We start from the raw sequence: 25,588 nt of genomic DNA on the forward strand, positions 1-25,588 counted from the left end.
ATCAGGGGCCGCCGTGAGCAGGGCCGAAGATGTGCGGCGCGGCCCGTTGGCACCAGTTGTTCGAGAGGGAAGGAACGGAGGAGCGAGACGCCATCAGGATCGCCCGGGCGGAATGGCTGAGCCCGGGTACCGCAGGACATCGATAGTGAGGTGGTCTCCGGTCGAGCAACCGCGATCCCCGCGTCCCCGACAGCAATCCGGTCGGGCCAGCGGTTACAGAAGGCCGGTGCAGTCCCCAAGCCGGCAGATGGTGTAGCAGGTTCCTTCGGGGCCCTGGCGCAGAGCGCCAGGGCCCCTCGATGTGTTGCGTGAGGGAGGTGCAATGGCGGCAGGCGACTCGTTCGACCGGCTTGATGACGGTGCCCGTACCGCTTGTACGACAGGGCGGCCCGTCGTGGCAGCCACGCATACCGCCGCTCCGCTCCGCCCGCGGAATCCCCTACGGTCACCTGGAACAGTGGGGCCCTTGACCCTTCCTGTCCGCCCCTTTCCTCCGCGAGGTACAACAGGCGCGGTTCGGATGCCTTACGGCGGTCGAACTGAGGACGCCGCGGGCCCGCACATTGGGTGACGCCCCCTCAGGGGCCCGCTTTCAAACGCCGTGACCTCACGTAGACGCGCTGTGCGAAAGCGTGGATGGCCGGAGGTGTCGTGCTGGAATGCCATGATTCCCGGCGTCGCGCCTTGTCTCGCGCCCCCGAGGCGTGACATGGGTGGGGCCCGACGCCATGGCGTCGGGCCCCACCCATGTATCTGTGCTGATCAGGCTGTTTACCAGCGGTACCAGCGGCCACGCTTGCCGCCGCTTGCTGTCGGGCGGATCACGAATCCGAGAACCCAGACGATCAGGACGATCACGGCGATCCACCAGAGCGCCTTCAGCGCGAAACCGGCGCCGAAGAGGATCAGGGCGAGCAGCAGAACAAGAAGAATAGGAACCATGGTTATCAACCTCCGGACCGTCGTGTGCCCTGCGCTCCGCTCTTCATTCCTGCGCGTCGTGGGTATTGCTCGGGCTTGGGCGGCTGGGAAAAGCGCGGCAGTCGTCGCGCTGGTTTGAGGATGTGATCCGGGGTGACACGGAGGGCGTACGTGAATTCCGATTGAGGCAGGGTGAGTGGTTGTGGCTGCGGACGAGAAGGCTCAGGCCAAGGGCGAGCAGGTCGAGGGCAAGGTCAAGAAGGTCGCCGGCGGCGCCGTGGGCAACGAGTCCCTGAAGGCCGAGGGGCAGGCCAAGGAGACCCAGGGTGACCTGCGTGCGGCCAAGGAGAAGGCCAAGGACGCCGTCCGGCCCAAGTAGCGCTCAGCACTCCTGATCCCGGCAGCCTGATGGCTGCCGGGATCTGTGCTTCCCGGGCCGGCTTCGTTTCCGCGACGGATGCGGTGCACGCGGTCGCGTCGCCGGCCCGTCACAGCACGGGACCGAGGGCGCTCGTCACGGACTGGGCGCACGGCCGCGGTCGAGCGCCGGGATCGTCGCCGCCCCGTCGGGCGGAGCGCTCGCTGCTCCGGCCGCTGGGACATGTTCACCGGAGCAGCTGTCGAGGGACTCGACCAGGGCGATCTGTTGGGAGAAGACACCGAGGGGCCGTTCGTACGCGCTGCCGGATCTCCCGTGCGCGGCGACGATTGCAGGCTGTCCTGTCGTCCTGCTGCGGGCATCCGGACGATTTTCTGGTGATCCAGTGGCGAAGTTACGGAATCTCCTCAAATTCTTCACTCTCTGCTCCCCGGTCGCCCGCGACGTGCTTCATGTCACCCGGAGGAGTCGCTGACCTGCTCCCGAGGCCTGAAAGGCCGGACTCACCCCGCGACAGCGCCACGTTCGGCCCGCTGTTCCGGCGGCCTCACGCCGGCCGGAGGCGCCCGTGAGGCCGGAGCGGGTTGCCAGGACGGGGAACCGTGGAGGATGGTTGCCGTGAGGCAATAATTCATCGACCGGATGAGGTGAGGGGTTCGCTCAGCGGGCCTTCGTGTTTGTGACTTCCATCGAGCAGGGCCCTGCCGTGAGCGCCGACGCTCCGGCAGACGCGGTATGGACGTGTGCGCCGTACCCGGTTGTGATCGTCGACCGGGCCGGCACGGTACGCCACGCGAACCCCCGGGCCGGCAGCCTTCTGCCTGCCCTTCGCTCCGGCGCGCCCCTGGCCGGGAGCGTTCCGGCGTGGCTCTCGGACGGTCACGCGCACCGGGTGCGGGCCGGCTCTCACCCGGGTGACGCGCTGTCCGGACCGGTGGGGGAGCGCACCTACGAGGCTCACTCCACGGTGCAGCACGACGGCGACGTCGTCTGGTGGCTGGTGGACGACACCGATCACCACCTGGCCCGCGAGGCGCTGCGGATGGAACGCGAGCGGACCGCGTTCCTGACCGAGGCGTCCAACATGCTGCTCTCGTCATTGAATCTGGAGCGCTGCATGGACGTGACCGCTCAACTCGCCGCCGAATACCTCGCCGATGCCGCCCTGGTCATCGCGCCCCGCGCCGGGCGCGTTCTGCCGGTCGTCCTGTGCCTGACCGGCGAGGCACCGCAACGGTTCACATGGAACGTCGACCCCGAGGACGTTCCCGGCCTGGGGGAAGCCCTGCAGGGCTTCCCGCCGGTGCCCTCCCGGTGGATAGACCCCGCCTCCGCGCCGAGCTGGCTGGTCCCGGACGGCTTCGGCCCGGTCGGTTCCATCGTCATCACCCCCCTGCCCGGCCATGGAGTTCCGGCCGGCGCTCTCGTTCTCCTGCGGCGCAGCGGAGAAGCCGCTTTCAGCGCGGACGAGGAAGTCTTCGCCCGCCTGTTCGCCGCCCGGGCCGGTGCGGCCATGTCCGCGGCCCGCCTGTACGTGGAGCAGTCCTCACTCGCCCAGACCCTCATGCGGGACCTGCTCCCGCCGGTCCTGCACCGGGTCTCCGGGGTGGAGTTCGCCGGCGGCTACAGGGCGGCGAGGGACCAGGACCGGGTCGGCGGCGACTTCTACGACGTCCACCCCGCAGCCGCCGACGGCGAGGAGTCCTTCGCCGTTCTGGGTGACGTCTGCGGCAAGGGCCTCGAGGCCGCCGTGCTGACCGGGAAGATCCGCAACACCCTGCAAGCCCTGCTCCCGATGGCCGACGACCATCAACGCGTGATCGACCTCCTGAACAGCGCACTCCTGAACTCGCATGCCACTCGCTTCGTCACACTGACCATGGCGTCCGTCGTGCGGGAGGGGAGCGGTGTGCGTCTGCGGGTGACCAGCGCGGGACATGAGCCGGCTCTGATCGTGCGGGGCGACGGCACGGTCGAGGAAGGCAGGTCGCGAGGGACCCTCGTCGGTGTTCTTCCCGCAGCCCGGGCGTCGACCGCGCAGGAGACGCTCGAGCCCGGGGACTTCTGCGTGCTGTTCACCGACGGCTTCACCGAGGCCAAGGGCGGGCCCTTGGGCAGTGAACTGTTCGGCCAGGCCCGCCTGAAGCGCGCACTGGCACAGTGCGCGGGGATGCCCGCCGAGGCCGTCGTGGAACACATGCTGATGCTGGCCGACCAGTGGGTGGGCCCCGACGTTCACGACGACATGGCCGTCATGATCATCTCTGCGCCGCGGACCACCCATCTCAGTGCGGTGGACGGCCACACTCGGGGCAGGTTCACGGGGTGACCTCAACCACAACCGATCCGCGGCAACGGGAAGAACAGCTGTGGGAAGCCGTCCGAGTCGGCGACGAAGAGACCGCCACTCGTACCGTCTTCGACGCCCTCGACGACGGAGCCTCGCCGGAGGACGTGCTCCTGGACCTCATCGGCGCCGTGCAGCGGAGGGTGGGCGAGGAGTGGGCGGCCAACCGTCTCACGGTCGCCCAAGAGCACGCGGCCACCGCCATCAACGAGCGCGCCGTCGCGGCCCTGTCCTACCGCTGCGCCCAGCGCACCCAAGCGGTCCGGGGGCGGGTGACCGTGGCGTGCGTGGACGGTGAATGGCACGGCCTGCCCGCTCGCCTGGTCGCCGAGGTGCTCAAGCTGCGCGGCTGGAGGGTGGACTATCTCGGCGCGCAGGTTCCCACCAGCCATCTGATCAGCCACATCCACCAGACCGGCCCCGACTTCGTCGCACTGTCCAGCTCGATCCCCGTCCGCCTGCCGACCGCACACGCCACGATCACCGCGGTCCAGGCCACCGGCACCCCCGTCCTGGCCGGCGGCGCCGCCTTCGGCCGGCACGGTCAGTACGCCCGCAGCCTGGGCGCCGACGCCTGGGCACCCGACGCCCGGGCCGCCGCCGACCGCCTCGAGCAGGGCCCGCTGCCCCGCCCCGCGACCGCGCACCAGCCCATCGACGACCTGCCGCACCTGGCCGACCAGGAGTACACGATGGTCGCCCGCACCCGCACCCGGCTGGTGCGCGAGGTGATGGCCGCGCTGGAGGAACGCTTTCCCGCGATGCGGGACTACACGGACGTCCAGCGTGAACGCACGGCCGAGGACATCGCGCACATCGTCGACTTCCTGGCAACCGCCCTGTACACCGACGACGTCGACCTCTTCACCGACTTCATCTGCTGGACGGCCGGCATCCTCGCCACCCGCGGGGTCCCCGCCCGGTCCCTCATCCCGGCCCTGGACATCCTCGGCGAACAGCTCAAGGACTTCCCCCGTGCCGTGTCCACGCTCCACCAGGCCGCCGACCGCCTCACCCGGGCAGGATCAGTGATCGCCCCCGAGACCAGGAACACCGTATGACCCCACTCGTTGGATTCGACCTCGACCACCTGCGCCTGACCACCGTCGCAACCGACGGCGCGGTGCATGTGGGACTGGAGGGATTCCTGGACTACGACAGCGCCGACCACTTCCTGGCGGTGGCAACCGAATCCCTCGCGGCGTACCCGGGCCTGCGCCACCTGCATCTGGACTGCGGTGCTCTGAGCGGTGTCGACTCCATGGGCCTCGCCATGCTGCTCATGCTCCACCGCCGGACCGTCGCGGCCGGCGTCACCCTCTCCCTGGACAACCGGACACCGGCGCTGAACCGGCTGCTGGACATCACCGGCACCCACGACCACCTGACCGCAGGACATACGGCGCCGGAGCACGCACGGCACGAGACGGACACCGCCGGCGAGGTCGACGGACTCCCAGATGCCCAGCACATGGCATATCGTCATACATCCAAAGACGGCACCCCTGCCAACTCTCGCAGTGCTGAATCCGGCATCAACAGCTGACGTCCGATACGAGCACCCGAAACGGTGTCAAGGGAGCCCAACCTCTCGGAGGGGAACCGCATGACCGAGCGCGTCCGTCCTGCCTCCGAGCCCGTCCACGCTGCGATCCGACAGGTGCAGAGCATCGTCGAACTCCTCGACATACTCTGGGAACAGGCCCGCAGCCAGACACCGCCCCCCTACATCCCCGCCTCGCAGCTACGCGTGATGTGCATGGTCGACCGTGAGGACGGCATTCGCATGCGCGACCTCACGCAGGTCCTGGGCGCCGCGCCTCCTTCCGTCAGCCGCTTGATCGACCGCCTGCAGGCCATGGGCTTCGTCGAGCGCGGCGCCTGTCCCGGCAGCCGCCGCGAAGTCCTGCTCTCCATCACCCCGGCCGGCCACAACCAACTGGCCCGGATCCGTGAACTGCGCGACCGGCTCCTGTACCAGGCCCTGGCCGACATGCCCTCCCCTCAGCGCATCGCACTGACCGAGGGTCTCGCCAGTCTCCAGCACGCGCTGCTCAGCCAACCCGCACTCCACCTGGTCCAAGAAGGTGTGAGGCCCGAAGAGGGGCAACGAGGCACAGCGGCGTATTCCGCCTGAGGGCGCGGGGCATCCGGACGTGCGTACGTGATGGCGCCGCACTCGCCGCTTCACGACTGCGGGCGTCGGATGCGACGCGCAGCGCGGGCTGCCGGGGGAGGACCGTGTCCGGCCGGCACCGGGCCCGTCATCGCGAGGTCGGGGTCGTTTCCGCACGCCGTACCCGGCGCCGGACAACGCTGCCCGAGGTCCGGTTCACCCGCTCGCAGGCACCAGGACGGCTCGCCGGCGTACGGGGCGAGCGAGCTGGTTAGAGATGGGTTGCATCACCGACACCGCACCCCTCCGGGGCTTCGACGCGAGCCGAGGCTTCCCCCGCCTCACAGAAGATCGGCGTACTCACCACTATGAACAGATTCGTGGCTGCTGAACGGGCCCTGCGTACCGCAGCGCCCCACCAGTTGCTCGACGCGGTCCGCCGGGTTCTCGTCGAGCAATACGAAGCAGACGCCGTCGAGCTGTTCATGGCCGACTACGGCACGACCGTGCTGCAGCCGGTCTCCAGGCTCCCGCACACCCAGGAGCCGGTCTCGGTGCACAACAGCCCGGCGGGGCGGGCCTTCGGCGCGCAGGAACCCTTCATCGAAGGCCTGTCCGACGGCCTGGTCTGCGTCCATCTGCCCGTCACCGTTCGAGGAGACCGCCTCGGCATCCTCGCGGTGAGCCTGCCCGGTGGGGAACACGCACGCGGCTGCCTGAAGGAACTGGCCGAGGTCGCCGACGTACTCGGACACGAGGTCGTCGTGGCCGAACGCGACACAGACCTCTACGTGCAAGCGCGCCGCAAGGACCGGCTGACCCTGGCTGCCGAGATGCAGTGGCAGCTCCTGCCCGGACGCTCGTATGCCTGCCCCGAATACGAGCTGGGTGCGCAATTGGAGCCCGCCTATGCCATCTTCGGTGACAACTTCGACTGGTCCGTGACCGCCGACCGGCTCCTCCTCTACGTCTCCAACGGCATGGGCGAGGGCATGGAGGCATCCCTGCTCACCAATCTCGCTGTCAACGCCCTGCGCAACGCCCGACGGGCCGGTATCGGGCTGTCCGACCAGGCCGCCCTGGCCGATCAGGCGGTCTACGCCCACTACCGAGGCCGCTGCTACCTGTCGTCCCTCATGTTCGACTTCGACCTGATCAGTGGTCAGGTCCAGGTCGTGGACGCCGGATCCCCCCAGGTGCTGCGCCTGCGCGACGGCACGGTCGAGCGCGTCTCCTTCGAGGCCCAGCTGCCGCTGGGAATGTTCGAAGAGACGGACTACACGGCCCAGGACTTCCAGGTCGAGCCAGGTGATCGTCTCGTCTTCGTGAGCGACGGCGTCTACGAAGCCTTCTCTCCCGGCGGAGAGTCGTACGGGAATGCCGCACTGACCCGGGCCATCTTGTCCACCCGGCTCCTTCCCCCCGCCGACGTCCCCCGAGCGGTCCTGCGCGAACTGACGGGCCACCGCGGTCAGGCCGTGGCGACCGACGACGCCCTGGTGCTGTGCCTGGACTGGCGCGGGAGACCATCCTGAGCCCGGCGCCACCCGTCGGGCCCCCACCACGTGCCTCCCCGCAGATACTCCGGGGCGGCCGGAACTTCGGAGGCCCGAAGGCAGCGGTGAAGCCCTCCTACATGACGCCAGGACGAGGCGACGCCGCCCCCCGCGCCTTGAGGAAGGCCTTCAGCCCCATGCTCAGCGCGGCCCGCTCGTCCGGTGCCATCCCTCCCAGGACCGCGGTGAGCGCTTGTGTTCGACGCCCGGCGATATCCCTGAGCACGCCCTGGCCGGCCGAGGTCAGAAGCAGCTGCACTTCGCGCCGATTGCTCGGATGGGACGCTCGTTCCACAAGACCGGCTGCCTCGAGGCGATCACAGAGCCGACTGGCTGTGGGCAACCCGATGTCCAACCACTCGGCCAACGCCGTGAGATTCAGGGCCGGTGACGCGCTGAGGGTCCGCAGCGCCTTCGACTGGGGCAGAGACAAGCGCAGCGCCGCATCGTGCCCGGCAACGGACCACAGGTTGGCGAGGCTCTCGACCGCGTCGGAGATCTCCAGGGCGACGACCGCGGGGGCATCGCCCGGCCTTCTCGTCTGATCGTCACCGTGGTTGTCGAGGTGCGTCACGGACAACAACTTTCAGTAAGCCCGAAGCATTGATGAAGCACAACTCATTCAAACGCAATACCCGAGGACTCGACGAGCAAGCGGTCCCGCCGTGTTCCGTCGCCAGGGAGGGAAACGGCCCGAGGCGGCACCAGGGCAAGGCAAAAAGCGGCGGCTCCGTCCTCCCCTGGAAGGGAGGGCGGAGCCGTTTCGCCGAAGGTGCCTGGATTGGGGTCAGGCGTGGCGGCGGTTGCCGGCGAAGACCCGGTACAGGGCCAGCAGGATCAGCGAGCCGATGATGGCGGCGATCCAGGTGGAGAGGTCGAAGAAGCCGTCGATGGAGTCGACGCCGAAGATGACCTTGCCGAGCCAGCCGCCGAGGAGACCTCCCGCGATACCGATGAGCATCGTGATGATGATGCCGCCCGGGTCCTTGCCCGGCATGAGCGCCTTGGCGATGATGCCCGCGAGCAGACCGATGAGTATCCAGGCGATGATGCCCATGAAGTGTGTCTCCTACCTGGTCATATAAAGGCTGTGTCAGAACTCCGTGTGTTCAGTGACGGCGATCTCAAACCTCACAGGCGGGTGTACGAATACCCGGAGACGACGTTCGCCGTCCGTAAGCCGTCTGTGAGCACCACGGGTGCGGCCGACGCGGCGATGTCGTGCCGACGCTGCACGCCCCTCCTCCGGGACGCCTTCAAGTTCAGCTTCGGTGACGATCCGACTGGATCTTTGTCAGTCGATGCCTTCGACGATGCGGAAGTCACGCTCGACGCCGTCGGACAGGGCGACCAGCGCCTCCTGGTAGGCCGCACTCTCGCGTGCCGCGACGGCCTGCTCGAAGCTGTCGAACTCGATCAGGACGGTGCGCTCGGCGATCCCGGCGTCGTGCGCCTCGACCCGCCCGCCCCGGACGAGGACACGGCCGCCCCCGGCCGCGACGGCCGGACCGGCCAACTGGTTGTAAGCAGCCAGTTTCTCAGGGTCTGAAATGGTGCGATAGGCGCTGACCCAGTAGCCCTTGGGCATGGAACCTCCATGGTCGCGATGAGTGCATCCGACGCACGGGGTGGTCTCGGACGAGCGTCGGCGGGCGAGCGCGAGGCTTGTCAGCGCCGTGATCGCCATGGCGCCGATGCCGCCCAGCGCCACGGTGGTGCGGGCGCTGTCGTCGGGGTAGAGGTGGCCCTGGCCGCCGTACTCCTCGGACGCTCCATTGTCGCCCTCGCCCTGGCCCTGACGGCGTTCGTCATGACCGGTGTCATCGTCGGGAACAGCACGGCGCGCGCCCGTCGCGCGGTGCCCGGCGCCATGAGGTAGTCAGGAAGGGTGAACGAGGACACGAGTGACCCCTTCGTGCATGTTCGGGGCGCCACTGAGAACAACCTGCGGAACATCGATGTCGATGTTCCGCGGGACGCGATGGTCGCCTTCACCGGCGTCTCCGGTTCGGGCAAGTCCTCGCTCGCCTTCGGCACGCTCTACGCCGAGGCCCAGCGCCGCTACTTCGAGTCCGTGGCGCCGTACGCCCGGAGACTGTTGCACCAGGTCGGCGCACCGCACGTGGAGGAGATCACCGGGCTGCCGCCCGCTGTGGCCCTGCAGCAGCGGCGCGGGGCGCCCAGCTCGCGTTCGACGGTCGGCACGATCACCACGCTGTCCAATCTGCTGCGCATGCTGTACTCCCGAGCCGGAACCTATCCACCCCATGCAGCACGGCTGGAAGCGGAGTCGTTCTCTCCCAACACCGCGGCCGGCGCATGTCCGGAGTGCCACGGGCTGGGTGTCGTGCACGACGTCACCGAGGACCTGCTGGTCCCGGACCCCTCACTGAGCATCCGCGAGGGGGCGATCGCCGCCTGGCCGGGAGCCTGGCAGGGCGCCAACCTGCGCAGTGTGGTGAGCGGCCTGGGGATCGACATCGACCGGCCGTGGCGCAGGCTCAGGAAGAAGGACCGGGACTGGCTGCTGTACACGGACGAGCAGCCCTCCGTGTACATCGAGCCCGAGGAGGACCGCGTCGACTACGGCTACCAGGGCAAGTTCTGGAGCGCCCGCAAGCACGTCATGCATGTCCTCGCCGACTCCAAGAGCGAGAAGATGCGTGACCGGGCGCTTCGGTTCGTCAGGAGTGTGCCCTGCCCCGAGTGCGACGGCAGCGGACTGCGGCCCGAGGCGCTCGCCGTGACGTTCGCCGGACGTTCCATCGCCGAGGTCAACGCGATGCCGCTCACCGAGGTCGTAGCGCTGCTGCGGCCCGTCGCCGGGCAGGCCAAGGCCGACGCCACCACATCGACCGCCCGATCCGGGGAGACGACCGAGGCCGCGGTCCGGATCTGCGGCGATCTGGTCGCGCGGGTGGACGTCCTGCTGGACCTCGGCCTTGGATACCTCAGCCTCGGCCGCCGCTCGACGACCCTGTCGCCCGGCGAGGCCCAGCGCCTGCGGATCGCCACACAGCTGCGCTCGGGACTGTTCGGCGTCGTCTACGTCCTCGACGAACCCTCCGCGGGTCTGCACCCGGCTGACGCTGAACCACTGCTCGACGTGCTGGACCGGCTCAAGGCTGCGGGCAACTCGCTGTTCGTCGTGGAGCACGACATGGACGTCGTACGGCGGGCGGACTGGGTGGTCGACATCGGCCCCGGCGCGGGGGAGGGCGGCGGACGCGTCCTGTACAGCGGCCCCGTCGCGGGCCTTGAGGCGGTCGCCGAGTCGGCCACGAGCCAGTACCTGTTCGAGCGCGCCCAGCCCCTCGATCACCGCCCCCGCACACCGCACGGCTGGTTGCACCTCCGCGGCGTCTCCCGCCACAATCTGCACGACGTGTCCGTCGACGTACCGCTCTGCGTGCTGACCGCGGTGACAGGCGTGTCCGGCTCCGGAAAGTCGACGCTCGTGACGCAGGTGCTCGCCGAGGTAGTCCGCAACCACCTCGGACTCGAACCGGAGGAGCCCGACGAGGCACGGCTGGTGGTCGACGTCCAGGACGCGGCGGGGGTCGAGTCGTTCGACCGGCTGGTCCTGGTCGACCAACGGCCCATCGGCCGAACTCCCCGGTCCAACCTGGCCACGTACACGGGGATGTTCGACGCGGTGCGCAAGCTGTACGCGTCGACGGACGAGGCGCGGGCGCGCGGCTACTCGGCCGGGCGGTTCTCCTTCAACGTGCCCGAAGGGCGCTGCGAGACCTGCCAGGGCGAAGGCTTCGTCGCGGTGGAACTGCTCTTCCTGCCCGGCACCTATGCGCCGTGTCCGACCTGCGAAGGCGCCCGGTACAACGCCGAAACGCTGGAAGTCACCTACCGCGGCAGGAACATCGCGGAGGTGCTGGCCCTGTCCGTCGACGCGGCCGCCCGGTTCCTGTCCGCCGTCCCGGCCGCTTCCCGCAGTCTGGAGACGTTGCGCGAGGTGGGACTGGGCTACCTGCGGCTGGGCCAGCCCGCCACGGAACTCAGCGGTGGTGAGGCACAACGCATCAAACTGGCCACCGAACTGCAGCGAGCCCGCCGCGGGCACGCGCTCTACCTGCTCGACGAGCCGACCGCAGGACTGCACCCCTCGGACATCGCGCTGCTGCTGAGGCAGCTGCACCGGCTCGTCGACGCCGGCAACACGGTCGTCCTCGTCGAGCACGACCTGGACACGATCGCCTCCGCCGACTGGGTCATCGACCTCGGGCCGGGCGGAGGTGACGCGGGCGGCCGGGTGGTCGCGGCCGGCCGGCCGGCCAAGGTGGCAAAGGCCCGCCGCAGCGTCACGGCGCCCTACCTCGCTGCCCGGCTCGCACGCTCCTGACCGCCACGCGGCCCGAGCGCCGGTCGCACGCGGTGGCGCGTCGGAGCGCGCGCGTCGTTCGACGGCGTTCCGGCTGATGGAGGACATGGCTCGTGCCCATGCCGGTTCCGGCGCGGATTCGTGCCGTGGCCGCGTTGTTCGACGGCTGCGTCGGGGCAGAGGCCACGCCGCCGCATCGGCACCCTCCCTTCCGGGCACGACCACCGCGCCGCCACCGGGGCACGTGGGAGCACACCGGTGCAGTCGTGACCGATGCGAGGCCGGATCAAGGGTTCGCGCGTCCTGAGCGGACGGAGTTCGCCCGCTCTGCCGTGCGGTCGAAGAAGTGCTGAAGCCCGGTCCGTACGCCCTCGGTCCGCACGGTCGCGGCGAAGCAGGCCGCCTCCACCGCGAGTCCTTCGTCCACGGGGAGGTTGATGCCGCGGGTGACCGAGCGCAGGCAGGCCGCTACGGCCGTCGGCGCGTGCCTGATGATCCGTTCGGCCAGGTCCCGTGCGGCGCCGAGGAGTTCGTCGCCTGGTACGACGCCGTTGATGAGCCCGATCTGTGCGGCCCTCGCGGCCGAGATCGGGTCTCCGGTCAGAATCATCTCGAGGCCGCGCTTGCGGCCCACGTGCCGCGGCAGCCGTTGGGAGCCGCCGAACGGCGGTGGGAAGCCGAGGGAGATCTCCGGTTTGGCGAATGCGGCGTGTTCGGCGGCGATCGCCAAGGGAGCGGCCTCCGTGATCTCACAACCACCGCCGTACGCCAGCCCGTTGACGGCGACGATGACGGGCTTGGGGAACTCCTCGATCCGCCGGGTCAGTGTCTGCCCTCGCCGGACGATCTCGCGGAGGGCGCGTTCGGGGCCGCCGGCGATGCTCTCCGCCAGAGAGGGAATGTCCGCCCCGGCGCTGAAAGCCCTGCGCCCGGCACCGGTCAGGACGACCGCCCGGACGGAGTCGTCGGAGTCGATGTGGTCGAGAGCCGCGATCAGCGCGTCGATCGTCGGGTAGTCGAGGGCGTTGAGTTTGTTTTCTCTGTCGATGGTGAGGGTGACGACGTGCTCGTCCCGGTCGATGTGGACGTTCATGCCACGTGCTCCGTTCCCGCTGAGCTTGGATGCACAGAGGCTAGGAGCCGTACCCTAGGGCGATCCAATCATTGTCCTGGATACAGGGGGGCGCGGGTTTCCCATGCGGCCATCGTCCTACAAGGCCATCGTCGACGAGTTCGCCGCCTCGATCAGATCCGGCACGCTCCCGGCGGGCACCCGGCTCCCGACGCACCGCGCACTCACTCGCGAGCGGCGGATCGCTCTGGCCACCGCCACGCGGGTCTACGCCGAACTCGCCGCCATGGGGCTGGTGGTGGGGGAGCCCGGGCGTGGAACGTTCGTTCGGGTGCGGTCGGGTTACGACGGCCTTGAGCCGTCTCGCGTCCTGCCGGTCCCGAGAGTCGCCGACTTGTCGTTCAACCAGCCACTGGGGGAGGGACAGGCCGACCGACTGCGTCAGTCGCTGCGTGCCCTCTCCGTCTCGGGCGAGGTCGAGGCGTTGCTGCGCCAGGACCCGCCGGGCGGCCGCCTGCACGAGCGAGCGGTCGTGGCCACCTACCTGCTGGAGCGCGGGATCGACACGGCACCGGCGAACGTCGTCATCACGAGTGGCACCCAGCAGGCCCTCGATGCCGTGCTGCGCTCCCTGACCAGGCCCGGTGACGTCCTCGCGGTCGACGCACTCAGTTACCCCGGCATCAAGCTGCTCGCATCCGCCCACGGACTCGACATGGTTCCGATCCCCGTCACGGAGAAAGGACCCGACCTCGCCGCGCTCGACAGCCTGTGCCGCGCGCGCCCCGTGCGTGCGATCTACGCGATCCCCACCCTGCACAACCCACTCGGCTGGGTCCTCGACACGGAGCAGCGCGAACGCTTCGTTGCCATCGCCCGCTCCCACGACTGCCTGATCGTCGAAGACGGCACCTACGCCTTCCTCGACGCGTCGCCACCTCCGCCCTTGCACACCCTCGCCCCCGAACGAACCTGCTACGTGGCCGGTCTGTCCAAGAACGCCGCTCCCGGCCTGCGGTTCGGATTCGCCGTGCTGCCCCGCCCTCACATCGAGACCGTAACCCGGAGCCTTCGCCTCGCGGCCTGGGGCGCTCCCGGACTCATCACCGCGGTCGCCACCGGCTGGCTGGCCGACGGTACGGTCGCCCGCTGGGAACGGGACCGGCGGGACGATGCGGCAGCGCGGCAGGACATCGCCCGCACCGCACTCGCCGGAATGAGCTGCACGGCGCACCCGGTTTCCTACATGGTCTGGCTCGGCCTGGAGCCCCATCAGCGCCCGGACCACGTCGCTGCGCTGCTCGCCGAGGTGGGCATCCTCGTCTCCACGGCGGACGCCTTCGCCACCGGCTCCCATCACCCCCGAGGACTCCGCCTGGCGCTCGCCACGCCACCTCGAGAGGAACTCGGACTGGTGTTGCGGCGCCTGAGGGAGGTGATCGAGGCTGTCCCACCGTGATGAGCCGACGGCGAGGCGCGACGCGCGATCCGAGAGCTCACTAGGAATCGCCGGTGCGGGAACCCGGAGGCCAGTGAGCCGGTGTCCAGTCTCCCTCCGGGTCGGTGGCCTGCCCCACTTCGATCAAATGGCCGTCAGGGTCACGGATGTAGCAGCGGATCTCGTACTCGTGCTGTTTCGGCGGCGTCAGGAACTGGGCACCGCGGGCGCTCCACTCCTCGTACAAGGGGTAGATGTCCTTGACGCGGATGTTGAGGAAACTGCTGACCCGGCCGGAATCGCGTGGTGTCTCCAGGGTGACCGCCGGCTTGTCGTCCGTCGGGCCTCCGCCGCCGTTGATGATGATCCAGCTGTTGGCCAGTGAGACGTAGGTCAGGCCTCCAGGGCCGGAGTAGGCCAGCCGGCCGCCGAGCACTTCGGTGTAGAAGCGTCGGGAGCGTTCGACATCGTCCGAGACGATGAAGTGGGCCAGCAGGATTCCTTCTGGCGGTGGGGGAGTTCGGCCATCTGGTGCCTCCACTTGTCGGTTTCATGACCGTTGATGTGCCTTGACGGAGGGTTCCCCTTTCGAGGCGGCCGGTGATTCACCAGCTCGCCCTCCTGGGCGATTCGCCGGCAGCTCCACACGGATGGCTCCCCGCTCAAGGCCATTGGAGCGACGCGGAGGTGTGTGCGGAAGCGCAGACGGTCACACATCAACGGCAGCGGCCGGGCACGTTCGTGCCTCCCCGCACAGTCATGTCCTGACGTACAGCACACAGATACTGCGCCAGGCCGTGTGTGGGCAGCACCCGCGGCATCGCAGGAGAGGCGGTCATCCCGTGCGTTCCGACATCGTCCCGGGCGGGACCTTCCCCGATTTCGCGCTGCCCGACCACACCGGCACCGTCCGCACGCTGAGTGAGATCCAGGGCGGGGACCCGTTGATCCTGACGCTCGCGCGTGGCCACTACTGTCCGAAGGAGAACTGGCAGCACCGGGAACTCGCCGAGAACTACCCGAAGATCGCGGTGGCCTATACGCAGGTGGCCACGATCGCCACCGACGACCATCACACGCTGCAGGAGTTCCGTGCCTCCGTCGGCGCGCAGTGGCCCTTCCTGTCCGACCCCGAGCGGACCGTCCAGCAGGCTCTGGACATCCAGGAGTACACCGACCCCGAGCACGACCCGATGATCCCGCACACGCTCGTGCTCAAGCCGGGGCTGGTGGTCCACAGCGTCTACAACGGTTACTGGTTCTGGGGGCGCCCGTCGTTCGACGACCTGTGGCACGACCTGCGGACGGCCACCCGCGAGATGCGCCCGGACTGGGATCTGAGCAGCCCGGGACTGCGCGAAGCGTGGGACGCGGGCGACTACGCGAAGTTCCACGGGTGGGATCGCCGGGCCCCCGAGTCGATGCCCAACTCCTATGTCCCGGAGGGCGAGGGATGAGCACGATGCCCACGCCGGTGTGCGCCCTGCTCGGGATCGAGCAGCCGATCGTCCTGGCGCCCATGGTCGCTGTTCCCGCGCTGGCCGCGGCGGTGTCGAACGCCGGCGCGCTCGGCATGCTGACGCTGACGTGGGCGGACGATGTCGCGGCTGTGGTCCGTGAGACGGCGGCGCTGACCGAGCGGCCGTTCTGCGGCAATCTCGTGCTGACCGAGGATCGGCACCGCCGCCTCGATCAGGCCCTTGACGCCGGACTGCGGATCGTGTCGTTCTTCATGGGCGACCCGAGCGGCTACACCGAGCAGGTCCACGACGCCGGAGGGATCGTCCTGCACACGGTCGGTACCGCGGAGGAGGCGCGGCGGGCGGTCGACGCCGGCGTGGACGTGGTCGTGGCGCAGGGCTGGGAGTCCGGCGGGCACGTGTGGGGCACCGTCGCGACGCTGCCTCTGGTGCCGGCCGTGGTGGACGCGGTGGCGCCGGTACCGGTGATCGCGGCCGGCGGCATCGGCGATGCGCGGGGCGTCGCGGCGGTGCTGGCGCTGGGTGCGCAGGCCGCCTGGCTGGGCACGCGGTTCCTGCTGGCCGAGGAGATGCCGATCCACGACGACTACCGGCGCCGCCTGATCGCCGCGGCGGAGACCGACCCGCAGCGGTACGCCGACCTGTACTCGGTCGGATGGCCCGACTCTCCCCACCGCGCGCTGCGCAACTCGACCGCCGACGCCTGGCAGGCCGCGGGCAGCCCTCCGCTCGCGCAGCGCCCGGGCGCCGGCGACGTGATCGCGCACTTCAGCTCCGGCGAGGCGATCGTCCGCTACGAACCGGCGCCGCCCATGGCCGGGACCACGGGTGACATCGAGGCGCTCTCGATGTGGGCAGGGCAGAGTGTCGCACTCGCGAGGAGGTCGCAGCCCGCGGCGGACATCGTCGCGGAGCTCACCTCTCGGATCTGACTCCGCAAGCCTTCTGAGCGCACGGACCGGCGCGAACAGCGTTGCCCGCTCAGGGAGGCAAGCCCGGTACCCGCTTCCGCCGACCGCACGGCTCTGTTTCCGCCGTGCGGGACCCGCCCATCCGGCGCACCCTGGAAGGTGAGACCCGGCCCGGGAGGCGTCGATGGCGTTCCACGAAGGCGACCCATGGAAGGACCCGAAGCGCACGCGCCGAACCAGCAATAGCCGCGTTGTCGCGGGGTGCATTCTGGCCGTGGCCCTGTTCATCGTCCTGGCCGTCATCGAGCCGCAGGCCGCCGTCATCGTGGCCGTACTCACCGCGCTCACCGCGTTGATCCTGTTCGCAACCAGCCGGCGACGCAGTCCCTGACGGCTGTGACGTCCGACCCCTGACGGCTGAGACCGCCCGGCTCTCTGGTCCGCGGTCAGGGCAGCAGTCCTCGTGGCGGGGGCCGTGATGCCCATGCGTCCGGGGCACGGGTCCTTAGAGGGGGCCACGCGTGCTTCGTCCCCCAGGCCGGGAAGTTTTCGGCTCTTGAGGGTGGTCTGCCTGCTATCGTGCGCGACGTCGGTCTGTGAGCCATTCGAGGCATGAGGAGGTGGGTTGATGAACGCCGGGTTCGGCGCTGCCGCGTGCAGTGCTTCCGCCATCCCCGCCTGCCGGGCCCGGGGCTGACGCACACGACCTCTCGTCCGTTCAGTTCTCCGGGTCCTTGATCTCTCGACAAGGGACCTTCTTTACGCCATGAGCGACTCTTCGTTTGACCTGACGCAGTTTCAGAAACGTATAGCCGTGAGCAGTGCGCCACGCGCCGGGGCGTACCCGGCCGACTGGGTGCTGGAGAATCAGATGGGGCCCAACCCCCTCTGGCTCGTCGAGGAGCTCACCGCCACGATGGATCTCCGGCCGGGCATGCGCGTCCTCGACCTCGGCTGCGGGCGCGCCCTGACCTCCGTCTTCCTCGCCCGCGAGTACGGCGTCCACGTGACTGCCGCAGACCTGTGGATCGACCCGTCCGACAACTGGGAGCGGATCTGCGCCGCCGGCGTCGAGGACTCGGTCGTCCCGCTGCGCGTCGACGCGCACGACCTCAAGTTCGCCGAGGGGTATTTCGACGCCGTGGTGTGCGTCGATGCCTACGAGTACTTCGGCACGGACCACTGGTTCCTGCCGTCCCTGCTGCGGTTCGTGCGGCCAGGCGGGCAGATCGGCGTGGTCACGCCGGGGGTGAGGCGCGAGCTGGCCGGCCGTGCGCCCGAGCACCTCGCGCGGTGGTGGGACTGGGAGTTCAACGGCTATCACACCCCGCAGTGGTGGCGGCGGCTTTGGGAGTCCTCGGGGAAGGTGGACGTCGATCGTGCGGACTTCCTCCCGGACGGTGCGGCGCACTGGCTCGCCTGGGAGGAGGCGGTGCTGGAGACCGGTCCCGGGGAGCGTACGGCCGGAGTCGTCGCACTGCTGCGGGCGGACGCGGGGGAGACGCTGGAGATCGTACGCGTCGTGGCCTCGCGGAAGCCGAGCGAGGCGGGCGACGGCAGCGGGCGGGTCTCGCTGTGGGCGTGGCCGGTGGCCGAACCGGGGGTACTGGCCGATCGGTTGGCGCTGCCGGCGTATCCGCGCAGTGCGGCGTACGACCCTGCCTGGGTGATGGCCAACGTGATGGGACCGCATCCGCTCTGGCTCATGGAGTGGCTGACCGGAGCGATGCGGCTGGAGCCGGGGATGCGCGTGCTCGACCTCGGTTGCGGGACGGCTGTCACCTCGGTGTTCCTGGCCCGTGAGTTCGGCGTGCACGTCACAGCGGCCGACCTGTGGACAGCCCCCGGAGACAACTGGCGACGGGTACGGGAGGTCGGCACCGGTGCGGGGACGGTGATGCCCCTCAGCGTCGAGGCACACGAACTCCCCTTTGCTGCAGGCTACTTCGACGCAGTCGTGAGTGTCGACGCATATCACTACTTCGGGACGGACGTCCGCTACCTACCGACGCTGGCACGGTGCGTTCGGCCCGGCGGGCAGATCGCGATGGCGGCACCGGGCACTCGGGTCGACTTCGACGCCGAGCCGGTGCCGGAGCATCTGACACCGTGGGCGGCCGAGGCGGACTTCTGGACGTTCCGGACCGCCCAGTGGTGGAGGCGAAACTGGGAGCGCAGCGGAGTGGTCACGGTGGAGACCGCGGACGCCTTGGAGGACGGCCGGCGGGAGTGGTTGCTGTGGAACCGCGCCTGCGCGGAGTTCGCCGACCCCGAGTGGACAGCAGGCCCGGCTCGGGAGGACCCGATCGTCGCCGACACGGAGCGTCTGTTGACCCTCACCAGGGTGGTGGCGTCCCGGGACTGAGCGCCGACGCCGCACGCCGCACGAACAAGGCCGTTGTCTGTGACGGCGCGGTACACGTGTGCGTCGGGCCAGGAGGGCCATGCCGCGGACGTGCCTAACCAGCAGGCAGGTTGTGATCGATTTGTGCTCAATAGGTGCGGAAGGTGATCGCAACTGTTCTCGTCAAACTTTGAAACGGTCACAAGAAGATCACTAAGGTGAGGTCTCGAACCTTCGCACGGACAATCGCACGCAAGGGGCGAGTGCCGATGAAGGGTGCGCCGTTCACGGGCAGTTGCGCGGGCGCTGACGGAAGAAGGAGCTTGTCTTCATGGCGCTTCACCGCCGACCCAAGTCACCCAGTCGCGCCCGCGTGACGGTGATGACCGCGACCGCCGCCGCTGCCGTGGCACTCACCTCGCAGGCCGCCAACGCGGCCCCCAAGCCCACGAAGAGCGAGGTGAAGTCCGAGGTCGACAAGCTCTACAAAGAGGCGGAGCGGGCCACCAACCAGTACGACGGGGCCAAGGAGAAGCAGGAGAAGCTGCAGAAGGAGATCGGGCTGCTGCAGAGCCAGGTCGCCCGCGAGCAGGACGAGCTCAACGAACTGCGCGAGGGCATCGGCGCGATGGCCAGCGCCCAGTACCGTTCCGGCGGCATCGACCCGTCCGTTCAACTGCTGCTCTCCGCGGACCCCGACGACTACCTCGACAAGGCGTCAACGCTGGAGTCGCTCTCCGCGCAGCAGCTGACGTCGCTGCAGAAGGTCCAGGCGAAGCAGCGCGAGCTGGCCCAGCAGCGCGCCGAGGCCACGCTCAAGCTCAAGGACCTCGCGGACACCCGCACCGAGCTGGGCGAAAAGAAGAAAGTGGTGCAGGACAAGCTCAACAAGGCGCAGAAGCTGCTGAACACGCTGACCGCAGCCGAACGCCAAGAGATCGCCCACGCCGAACAGAAGGCCAGTCGGACAGCGGCGCAGCAGGTCGACCTCGGCAACGAGGTGGCCGCCTCCCCGTTCGGCGCCGCCGCGCTGAACGCCGCCGCCACGCAGATCGGCAAGCCGTACGCCCGGGGCGGCACGGGCCCCGGCTCCTACGACTGCTCGGGTCTCACGCAGTGGGCGTACGGCGAGGCCGGCGTCCAGATATCCCGTGTCACCTACACGCAGGTCAACGACGGAACGCGGATCGGCATGAGCGCGCTCAAGCCCGGTGACCTCGTCTTCTTCAACAACACCGAGCATGTCGGCCTCTACGCGGGCAACAACCAGGTGCTGCACGCCCCGTACCCGGGCGCCTACGTCCGCTACGAGTCGATGAGCACCATCGGATCCTTCCAGTTCGGCGTCCGCATCGCGGGTTGAGCGAGCATGCCGTTCGTCCGCATCGCGGGTTGAGCGAGCATGCCGCCACTTCTCGGGCGGGACGAGTCGGCGTGGGGCAGCGGGCGGGCCCGCTCTGCTGGTGACCCGCGACGGCCGGCATCTCACGGCGAAGGTGCTGGGCGAGTATGAGCTGCCACACGATGCGTGTCAGTGGCATCGAAGGTCGGCCGGAACCTCGGCCTTCGACCGGCCTGCACCCTCGGCTTGAGCCGCCCTCTCCCTCCGGGCAACCGAATCCGCCGAAGCGGTGGTCTGGAGGGCGAGGGAGGGTGCTCGATGCAGGCCGAACTAGAGGACAGATTCCAGGACTTCGTCAGAGCGCGGTGGCCGCAACTGGTGCGGACCGCGTATCTGTTGACGGGGGACGTCCACCATGCGGAGGACTTGACGCAGACCGCGCTGGCCAAGGCGTACCGGTCGTGGCGACGGATCTCGCGTGCCGACAACCCGGAGGCATACGTCCGCCGCATGCTGGTCAGCTGCAACAGCGACCGGTTTCGCAAAAGGCGGGTCAGCGAGTCGCTGACGGCGGCCGTACCCGAGAGGGCGGGGTGCGACGAGGGCGCGGTCCGGGTGGAGGAGCGCGGGACCCTGCTCGCCGGACTTGCTCAACTCCCCTCGCGGCAGCGGGCGGTGGTGGTGCTGCGGTACTGGGAGGACCTGTCGGAGGCAGAGGTGGCCGAGGTGCTCGGATGCTCGGCCGGCACGGTCAAGAGCCAGGCATCCAAGGGACTGGCGAAGTTGCGTACGCATCCGGGGCTGGCCGACAGCCGCACGGTGTCCGGCGGGCGGGGAGGCAGCAGATGAACGGGCCAGGCGATGCGCAGAGGTCCGGTTCTCGGGCAGAGGAGTCACGGGGCGAGCCGGAGTTCGGATTCGAGGAGCGTATGCGTGGGCTTCTCGCCGAGGACGCCTACACGATCAAGCCTTCGCCGGCGCCCTACACGGCAATCCGGAAGCGCGGTCGCAGTGAGCGGAAACGGCGGGCGACGGTGGCAGGGGCGGCACTGACGTCTCTGTTCGTGCTGCCCGCGATGATCTACGGCCTGGCCGGAGGAGAGGGGGAACGGGGCGCTGACACGGCGGCACCGAAGCCTTCGGGCAGCGCACCGCGGACCTCGGCCCCCACGACACCCGGACCCACGCCCTCCGCCGCCGAAGGACAGTTGCTCGACGGGATCACATTCGCTCAGGCCTCTGACGGGCTGAGGAAGTGCCTGACGGCGGAACGCGGCGCGCCGGCAGCCCCGTTGGGTGAGGCCGAGGACTACAGAATCATCCTTGCGGCGAGGGGTATCGACAGTTCCGTGCCCGGTGACACCTTCCATGTCGTGGGCGTGCGGGAGCACCCCGCAGGGATGAGGGTGGTCTGCACCATCGAAGACGGCAAGGCCTCCGGCATCAGCACCGGCGCCGGCGACGCCGATCCGCCCGGCCGGAGTCCTGTCGTGCCCGACCTCAACTCGGGCGACCTGTTCCGGCAGACGGCCGCGGCCAGGGGCAGCTGGGTTCTCCCCTTCCGGTGGGCGGTCGTCGGAACGGTTGATCCGTCGGTGGCGGACGTGTCCGTCTCCTACGGCGGCGCCACCCGCCAAGCGGTCGTGAAGCACGGCTGGTTCGTCGCCTCCGGCGTGCTGCGCCGGCAGGTCACAGTGGCACCGCGCATCAAGGGGTACGACGCCGCCGGAAAGCTCGTCTATGACTCCGACCAGGACAAGTACTGGGCAAGGACTCTCCCGTGATCTGACCGTGCTTGCCGGTCGCGCCGTACAGAGCTGATGTACCGGCTTGGCCGGCAGCTCCGGCCCGCGCTCGGAAGCGAGGGGTGGGTCGGACCGACGGGCGGCTTGCCGAAATCCGCATCGCGTCGGCCGGCCCGCACGGGAGGGACACCGGCCGATTCCCGGCCGCACACGCCGGAGGCTGAGCAGATTCACGACGGACACGTTGCGGCACCGGCCGGCGAGCTCAGGGCCTGGGGACGACCCTGCACGACGGAGGTCCGGTGCTGTGCGCGTGGCCAGGGAAGGTGAGGGATGAGGACACGACCACGAAAAGGCGGAGTACGATCACGCGTCCGTCAGGATGACGAACCAGAACGTGACCTTGGTGCGTCGGGCGGGAACAGCACTCCAGTCCCTCTCACGGACGCATTGGCAGTGGACGTCGAGTCCACCGCCGGCGGGGGCGGTACGCGCAATGCGACGTCCAGGAAGAGGGGAGCGCACCGGCAGGGCCTGCGGTCCGGGGGCAGGCCGTCGACGCGCGGCCGTGGCGCCTCCCGGTCGCGGTCCAGACGGCGGCGGGCTCTTCGCTGGTCCTCAACGGTATTGGCGGTTCTCATACTTGGCGCCGCGAGTGCCGGGTACCTCTACTACCGGCAGCTCAACAGCAACATCAAAAAGGAAGCCCTGAATCTCGGGGACGAGAAGGACAGGCCCGTCAGAGCCACATCCAATGCCGCGGGCCAGACGCCGCTCAACATTCTCCTGATCGGCTCGGACGCTCGGGACAGCAAGGTGAACCAGAAGCTCGGCGGCGCCCGACGCACCTTCGACGGAGTGCCCCTTGCGGACGTCCAGATGCTCGTGCACGTCTCCGCCGACCGCTCCAACATGTCGGTCGTCAGCATGCCACGCGACACCTTGCTGCAGATCCCGAAGTGCACGGACCCTGACAGCGGCACTGTCTACGAGGCCACCGTCTTGCCCACACCGGCCAACGAGTCCCTCGGCCGCGGCGGACCAGGTTGCACGGTGGCGACTTGGGAGAAATTCACCGGCATCCACATCGACCACTTTCTGCAGATCGACTTCTCCGGAGTGGTGGCGATGGCAGACGCCATAGGCGGCGTGCCGGTCTGTGTCGACGCCAACATCTACTCCAGGGACGGTCAGGGCCACGGCTCAGGACTGAAGCTGTCCAAAGGAACCCATCCGGTAAAGGGCGAGCAGGCCCTGCAATGGCTGCGCACCCGCTACGGTTTCGGAGATGGCAGTGATCTGATGCGTGCCCGCGCCCAACACATGTACATGAACTCGATGGTCCGGCTCCTACGGGAGAACGCGACCCTGGGCAACCCGGGCAGACTGCGTTCCCTCGCGGAGAGTGCGACCAAGGCGCTGACGGTCGACGACGACCTCGGCACAGTCAAGAAACTGTACGACCTCGCTGTCGAACTGCGCAGAGTTCCGACGCGGGGCATCACCATGGCGACGATGCCCAACCGCTACGCCGGTGTCCGGGTCAAACCCACTCAGGACGCTTACACCCTCTTCCGCTTGGTGCGCGAAGACATCTCGCTCGCCGGCACGAGCAGGAAGGAAACGGCGCGCACCGAGGCCTCCGACGAGCCCGTCGGGGAACGCAATCAGATCAGCGTGCTGGTCCGTAACGGAACCCGCACGGACACGCAGAGCCCTGTCAGCGGTCGGGCAAGCACGGTGACCCGGCTCCTTGCCGACATCGGGTTCACCAAGGCGACGGCCGACACCACGAGGGCGACCTCTCAGAAGACGACGACAGTGCGGTATCCGAGCGTCAGCATGGAGGGCGACGCTCGCCGAGTGGCCAAAGCCCTCCGTATTCCCGCGAGTTCGGTCAGAGAGTCCCCGAGCGCATCCGCTGTGACGCTCGTCGTAGGGGCGGACTGGCGCTCAGGCACCACCTACGACGTTCGGAGGAACGACGAGCGGGTCCCGGACACAGCGGACGCTCTCAACGGTGCGGACAAGGGGAAATGCATGCCGGTGAATTCGAACTACGTTTGGTGACGAAAGCTGCGGGGGCGGTGATTGAGGCGGCTCTACCGCAGCAGAGCGAGCCCAGGGTGCCCAAGAGCGCCGGGCCCGCCTCGACTCCGCACGAGGTCGGCAGGCTTGGCGCGTCTCGGCGGCTTCGTGCCCCGGACAACAGGCGGACTCGTTCGGACGTCGGACGGCCGGCATTCCGGGTTTCCTCGACTGCTACGCCCTGAACGTGTCGGGCGCCGCCGCCTGCGGGTGCCCGTACACGGACTTCTCTCTCGTCGAGATACGCCCGGACCGTACCGATCGGCCTGTGCGCGGGTGTGGGCGAACCGCGCATTTTCAACGGCACGCCGGAGAGATCGAGAGCGGCTTCCTCCGCGTGGTCGAGGGCACGTGGTTGGGGACGGGCGGATGCGGGGACAGCTTGACCGCCGTGTCACCGCTGCGAAAGGGGCCCACAGTGGCCGAGGAAACGCGTGAATCCGAGTCGACCGACACCCGGGCCGGGAAAACGAGCGATCAGCCGCTGCCGCGCAAGGCAAAGCGCCCGGTCCGCAAAGGGGATCCGGCGCCGGACGGCGGCGAGGGCAGCTCCCCGAGCGGCTCTTCGAGCCGCGAAGGAATGGGCCCGGCGCTGCCCCGTAAGGCGAAGGGTCCGGTCAATTACGCGAAGGGTCCGGCCCCCGACTCCCATGGTGGCGGGAGTAACTCACCGAACGGTGCCCAGAGCAGCTAGCGCACGAGCAGCGAAGCGTCATCCTTCCGGCCGGCTGGTCAAGTAGGTCAGGACTGGGTTGCGAAGTCTTGGTCAGCGCCGGGACGCCTGTGGTAAACCGATGGCCTGCTCCGCACCCCTTCCGGAGGCCTTCATGCACCGCCTCGCCGTCTTCCTCGCCTCGTCCAACGGAAACGACCCGGCGCACGCCGCGCTGGCCGCCGGCGTCGGCGCAGAACTCGCCCGGAACGGAATCGGTCTCGTCTACGGCGGGGGCCGTCGCGGTCTGATGGGCGTGTTGGCGGACAGCGCGTTGAAGGCGGGTGGCGAGGTCATCGGTGTCATGCCGCGCAGCATGGCCGAACGGGAGTGGGCGCATGAAGGGCTGACGGAACTGCTCCTCTGCGACTCGATGCACGAGCGCAAAGCGCTCATGGCCGAGCGTGCCGACGCCTTCATCGCCCTGCCCGGCGGTCTCGGCACCCTGGAAGAGATCTTCGAGGTGTGGTCCTGGCGCCAGCTTGGATTCCACGCCAAGCCCATCGGCTTCCTCAACACCGACGGCTTTTGGACGCCGCTCCTCGGCGCCCTGCGCGGCATCGCCGACTCTGGCTTTCTCCCCGCAGCCACTCTCGACGACCTTGCCGTCGCCCCTGATCTGCCCCGTCTGCTGGAGGCGTTGCAGGAGCGGTTGAGCAGTGTGCCTCGGCCCGCCCACGGTCACCATCTGCGCTGACCGGGAACCGAGCGCGCACGGCGCGAGCACCAAGTCCCGTGAAGAAGGGGTTCCAGAAGACGGTGTGTCGCCAAGATGTCCCTTCACCTTTTCGGGTGATGCC

General features: G+C 69.0%; 24 protein-coding genes. 18 read left to right on the forward strand and 6 right to left on the reverse strand.

Annotated features, from left to right (window positions below):
- Positions 1-771 precede the first annotated feature (771 nt).
- Positions 772-942, reverse strand: a complete 171-nt coding sequence (locus B0675_RS24380; RefSeq protein WP_067385923.1) for a hydrophobic protein — start codon at positions 940-942, stop codon at positions 772-774.
- Between the two features lie 181 nt (positions 943-1,123).
- Between B0675_RS24380 and B0675_RS24385 the strand changes: the two genes are divergently transcribed.
- From B0675_RS24385 to B0675_RS24410, 6 genes are all read left to right on the forward strand, one after another.
- A complete protein-coding gene (locus tag B0675_RS24385; RefSeq protein ID WP_081221057.1) occupies positions 1,124-1,300 on the forward strand; it encodes a CsbD family protein in 177 nt (58 codons plus the stop codon).
- Positions 1,301-2,063: 763 nt separating this feature from the next.
- Entirely contained in the window at positions 2,064-3,629 is a 1,566-nt protein-coding gene (locus B0675_RS24390) for a PP2C family protein-serine/threonine phosphatase (RefSeq protein ID WP_107482834.1), read from the forward strand.
- Positions 3,626-4,708 carry a B12-binding domain-containing protein gene (locus tag B0675_RS24395; RefSeq protein WP_081221060.1) on the forward strand — a complete coding sequence of 361 codons (1,083 nt, stop codon included), beginning with the start codon at positions 3,626-3,628 and terminating at the stop codon, positions 4,706-4,708. Before B0675_RS24390 ends, B0675_RS24395 begins: the two co-directional genes overlap by 4 nt.
- Positions 4,705-5,193, forward strand: a complete 489-nt coding sequence (locus tag B0675_RS24400; protein WP_081221062.1) for an STAS domain-containing protein — start codon at positions 4,705-4,707, stop codon at positions 5,191-5,193. Before B0675_RS24395 ends, B0675_RS24400 begins: the two co-directional genes overlap by 4 nt.
- Before the next feature lie 60 nt (positions 5,194-5,253).
- On the forward strand, positions 5,254-5,784 hold the full coding sequence (locus tag B0675_RS24405; RefSeq protein WP_081221064.1) for a MarR family transcriptional regulator: 531 nt from the start codon (positions 5,254-5,256) through the stop codon (positions 5,782-5,784).
- Positions 5,785-6,131: 347 nt separating this feature from the next.
- Positions 6,132-7,298: a PP2C family protein-serine/threonine phosphatase gene (locus B0675_RS24410; RefSeq protein WP_081221066.1), complete on the forward strand. Its 1,167-nt coding sequence runs from the start codon at positions 6,132-6,134 to the stop codon at positions 7,296-7,298.
- A 97-nt stretch (positions 7,299-7,395) separates the two neighbouring features.
- On the opposite strand, the gene B0675_RS24415 is transcribed toward B0675_RS24410, so the two are convergent.
- From B0675_RS24415 to B0675_RS24425, 3 genes are all read right to left on the reverse strand, one after another.
- The gene (locus B0675_RS24415) at positions 7,396-7,893 is read right to left on the reverse strand and encodes a MarR family transcriptional regulator (protein ID WP_081221989.1); all 498 of its coding nucleotides are present in this window, start codon (positions 7,891-7,893) and stop codon (positions 7,396-7,398) included.
- A gap of 213 nt (positions 7,894-8,106) precedes the next feature.
- Positions 8,107-8,376, reverse strand: coding sequence for a GlsB/YeaQ/YmgE family stress response membrane protein (locus tag B0675_RS24420; RefSeq protein WP_081221068.1), 270 nt, complete (start codon positions 8,374-8,376; stop codon positions 8,107-8,109).
- Positions 8,377-8,613: 237 nt separating this feature from the next.
- Positions 8,614-8,907, reverse strand: coding sequence for a DUF1330 domain-containing protein (locus tag B0675_RS24425; RefSeq protein WP_081221071.1), 294 nt, complete (start codon positions 8,905-8,907; stop codon positions 8,614-8,616).
- Positions 8,908-8,925: 18 nt separating this feature from the next.
- Between B0675_RS24425 and B0675_RS41430 the strand changes: the two genes are divergently transcribed.
- Both B0675_RS41430 and uvrA read left to right on the forward strand, forming a co-directional pair.
- Positions 8,926-9,198, forward strand: a complete 273-nt coding sequence (locus B0675_RS41430; RefSeq protein ID WP_179165357.1) for a hypothetical protein — start codon at positions 8,926-8,928, stop codon at positions 9,196-9,198.
- 9 nt (positions 9,199-9,207) lie between these two features.
- Positions 9,208-11,676 carry an excinuclease ABC subunit UvrA gene (gene uvrA / locus B0675_RS24430; protein WP_081221073.1) on the forward strand — a complete coding sequence of 823 codons (2,469 nt, stop codon included), beginning with the start codon at positions 9,208-9,210 and terminating at the stop codon, positions 11,674-11,676.
- 265 nt (positions 11,677-11,941) lie between these two features.
- Here the strand turns inward: uvrA and B0675_RS24435 are convergent, their stop codons facing one another.
- Complete coding sequence (locus tag B0675_RS24435) at positions 11,942-12,748, reverse strand: crotonase/enoyl-CoA hydratase family protein (protein WP_081221075.1); 807 nt, start codon at positions 12,746-12,748, stop codon at positions 11,942-11,944.
- A gap of 103 nt (positions 12,749-12,851) precedes the next feature.
- Here B0675_RS24435 and B0675_RS24440 point away from each other — a divergent pair, with 103 nt between their 5' ends.
- Positions 12,852-14,186: a PLP-dependent aminotransferase family protein gene (locus B0675_RS24440; RefSeq protein WP_081221076.1), complete on the forward strand. Its 1,335-nt coding sequence runs from the start codon at positions 12,852-12,854 to the stop codon at positions 14,184-14,186.
- A 40-nt stretch (positions 14,187-14,226) separates the two neighbouring features.
- On the opposite strand, the gene B0675_RS24445 is transcribed toward B0675_RS24440, so the two are convergent.
- Positions 14,227-14,706, reverse strand: a complete 480-nt coding sequence (locus B0675_RS24445) for a VOC family protein (RefSeq protein ID WP_081221078.1) — start codon at positions 14,704-14,706, stop codon at positions 14,227-14,229.
- 301 nt (positions 14,707-15,007) lie between these two features.
- Here B0675_RS24445 and B0675_RS24450 point away from each other — a divergent pair, with 301 nt between their 5' ends.
- The 9 genes from B0675_RS24450 to B0675_RS24495 all read left to right on the forward strand — a co-directional run bounded on the left by B0675_RS24450 (position 15,008) and on the right by B0675_RS24495 (position 25,485).
- Positions 15,008-15,622 (forward strand): redoxin domain-containing protein, encoded by a 615-nt coding sequence (locus tag B0675_RS24450; protein ID WP_081221079.1) that lies wholly within the window; start codon positions 15,008-15,010, stop codon positions 15,620-15,622.
- Positions 15,619-16,578: a nitronate monooxygenase gene (locus B0675_RS24455; protein ID WP_081221081.1), complete on the forward strand. Its 960-nt coding sequence runs from the start codon at positions 15,619-15,621 to the stop codon at positions 16,576-16,578. Before B0675_RS24450 ends, B0675_RS24455 begins: the two co-directional genes overlap by 4 nt.
- A gap of 163 nt (positions 16,579-16,741) precedes the next feature.
- Positions 16,742-16,948, forward strand: coding sequence for a hypothetical protein (locus B0675_RS41030; RefSeq protein WP_143661086.1), 207 nt, complete (start codon positions 16,742-16,744; stop codon positions 16,946-16,948).
- A gap of 423 nt (positions 16,949-17,371) precedes the next feature.
- Positions 17,372-18,922, forward strand: a complete 1,551-nt coding sequence (locus B0675_RS42060) for a methyltransferase domain-containing protein (RefSeq protein ID WP_241539861.1) — start codon at positions 17,372-17,374, stop codon at positions 18,920-18,922.
- A 310-nt stretch (positions 18,923-19,232) separates the two neighbouring features.
- Positions 19,233-20,264, forward strand: coding sequence for an NlpC/P60 family protein (locus B0675_RS24470; RefSeq protein WP_081221083.1), 1,032 nt, complete (start codon positions 19,233-19,235; stop codon positions 20,262-20,264).
- A gap of 297 nt (positions 20,265-20,561) precedes the next feature.
- Positions 20,562-21,092, forward strand: a complete 531-nt coding sequence (locus B0675_RS24475) for a SigE family RNA polymerase sigma factor (protein ID WP_081221084.1) — start codon at positions 20,562-20,564, stop codon at positions 21,090-21,092.
- A gap of 500 nt (positions 21,093-21,592) precedes the next feature.
- Complete coding sequence (locus B0675_RS42065; protein ID WP_241539862.1) at positions 21,593-22,027, forward strand: hypothetical protein; 435 nt, start codon at positions 21,593-21,595, stop codon at positions 22,025-22,027.
- 294 nt (positions 22,028-22,321) lie between these two features.
- The gene (locus tag B0675_RS24485; RefSeq protein ID WP_081221089.1) at positions 22,322-24,058 is read left to right on the forward strand and encodes an LCP family protein; all 1,737 of its coding nucleotides are present in this window, start codon (positions 22,322-22,324) and stop codon (positions 24,056-24,058) included.
- 845 nt (positions 24,059-24,903) lie between these two features.
- Positions 24,904-25,485 carry a TIGR00730 family Rossman fold protein gene (locus B0675_RS24495; protein WP_081221991.1) on the forward strand — a complete coding sequence of 194 codons (582 nt, stop codon included), beginning with the start codon at positions 24,904-24,906 and terminating at the stop codon, positions 25,483-25,485.
- Positions 25,486-25,588 lie beyond the last annotated feature (103 nt).

The sequence above is a fragment of the Streptomyces sp. M41(2017) genome (assembly GCF_002078175.1).
Taxonomy (GTDB): domain Bacteria; phylum Actinomycetota; class Actinomycetes; order Streptomycetales; family Streptomycetaceae; genus Streptomyces.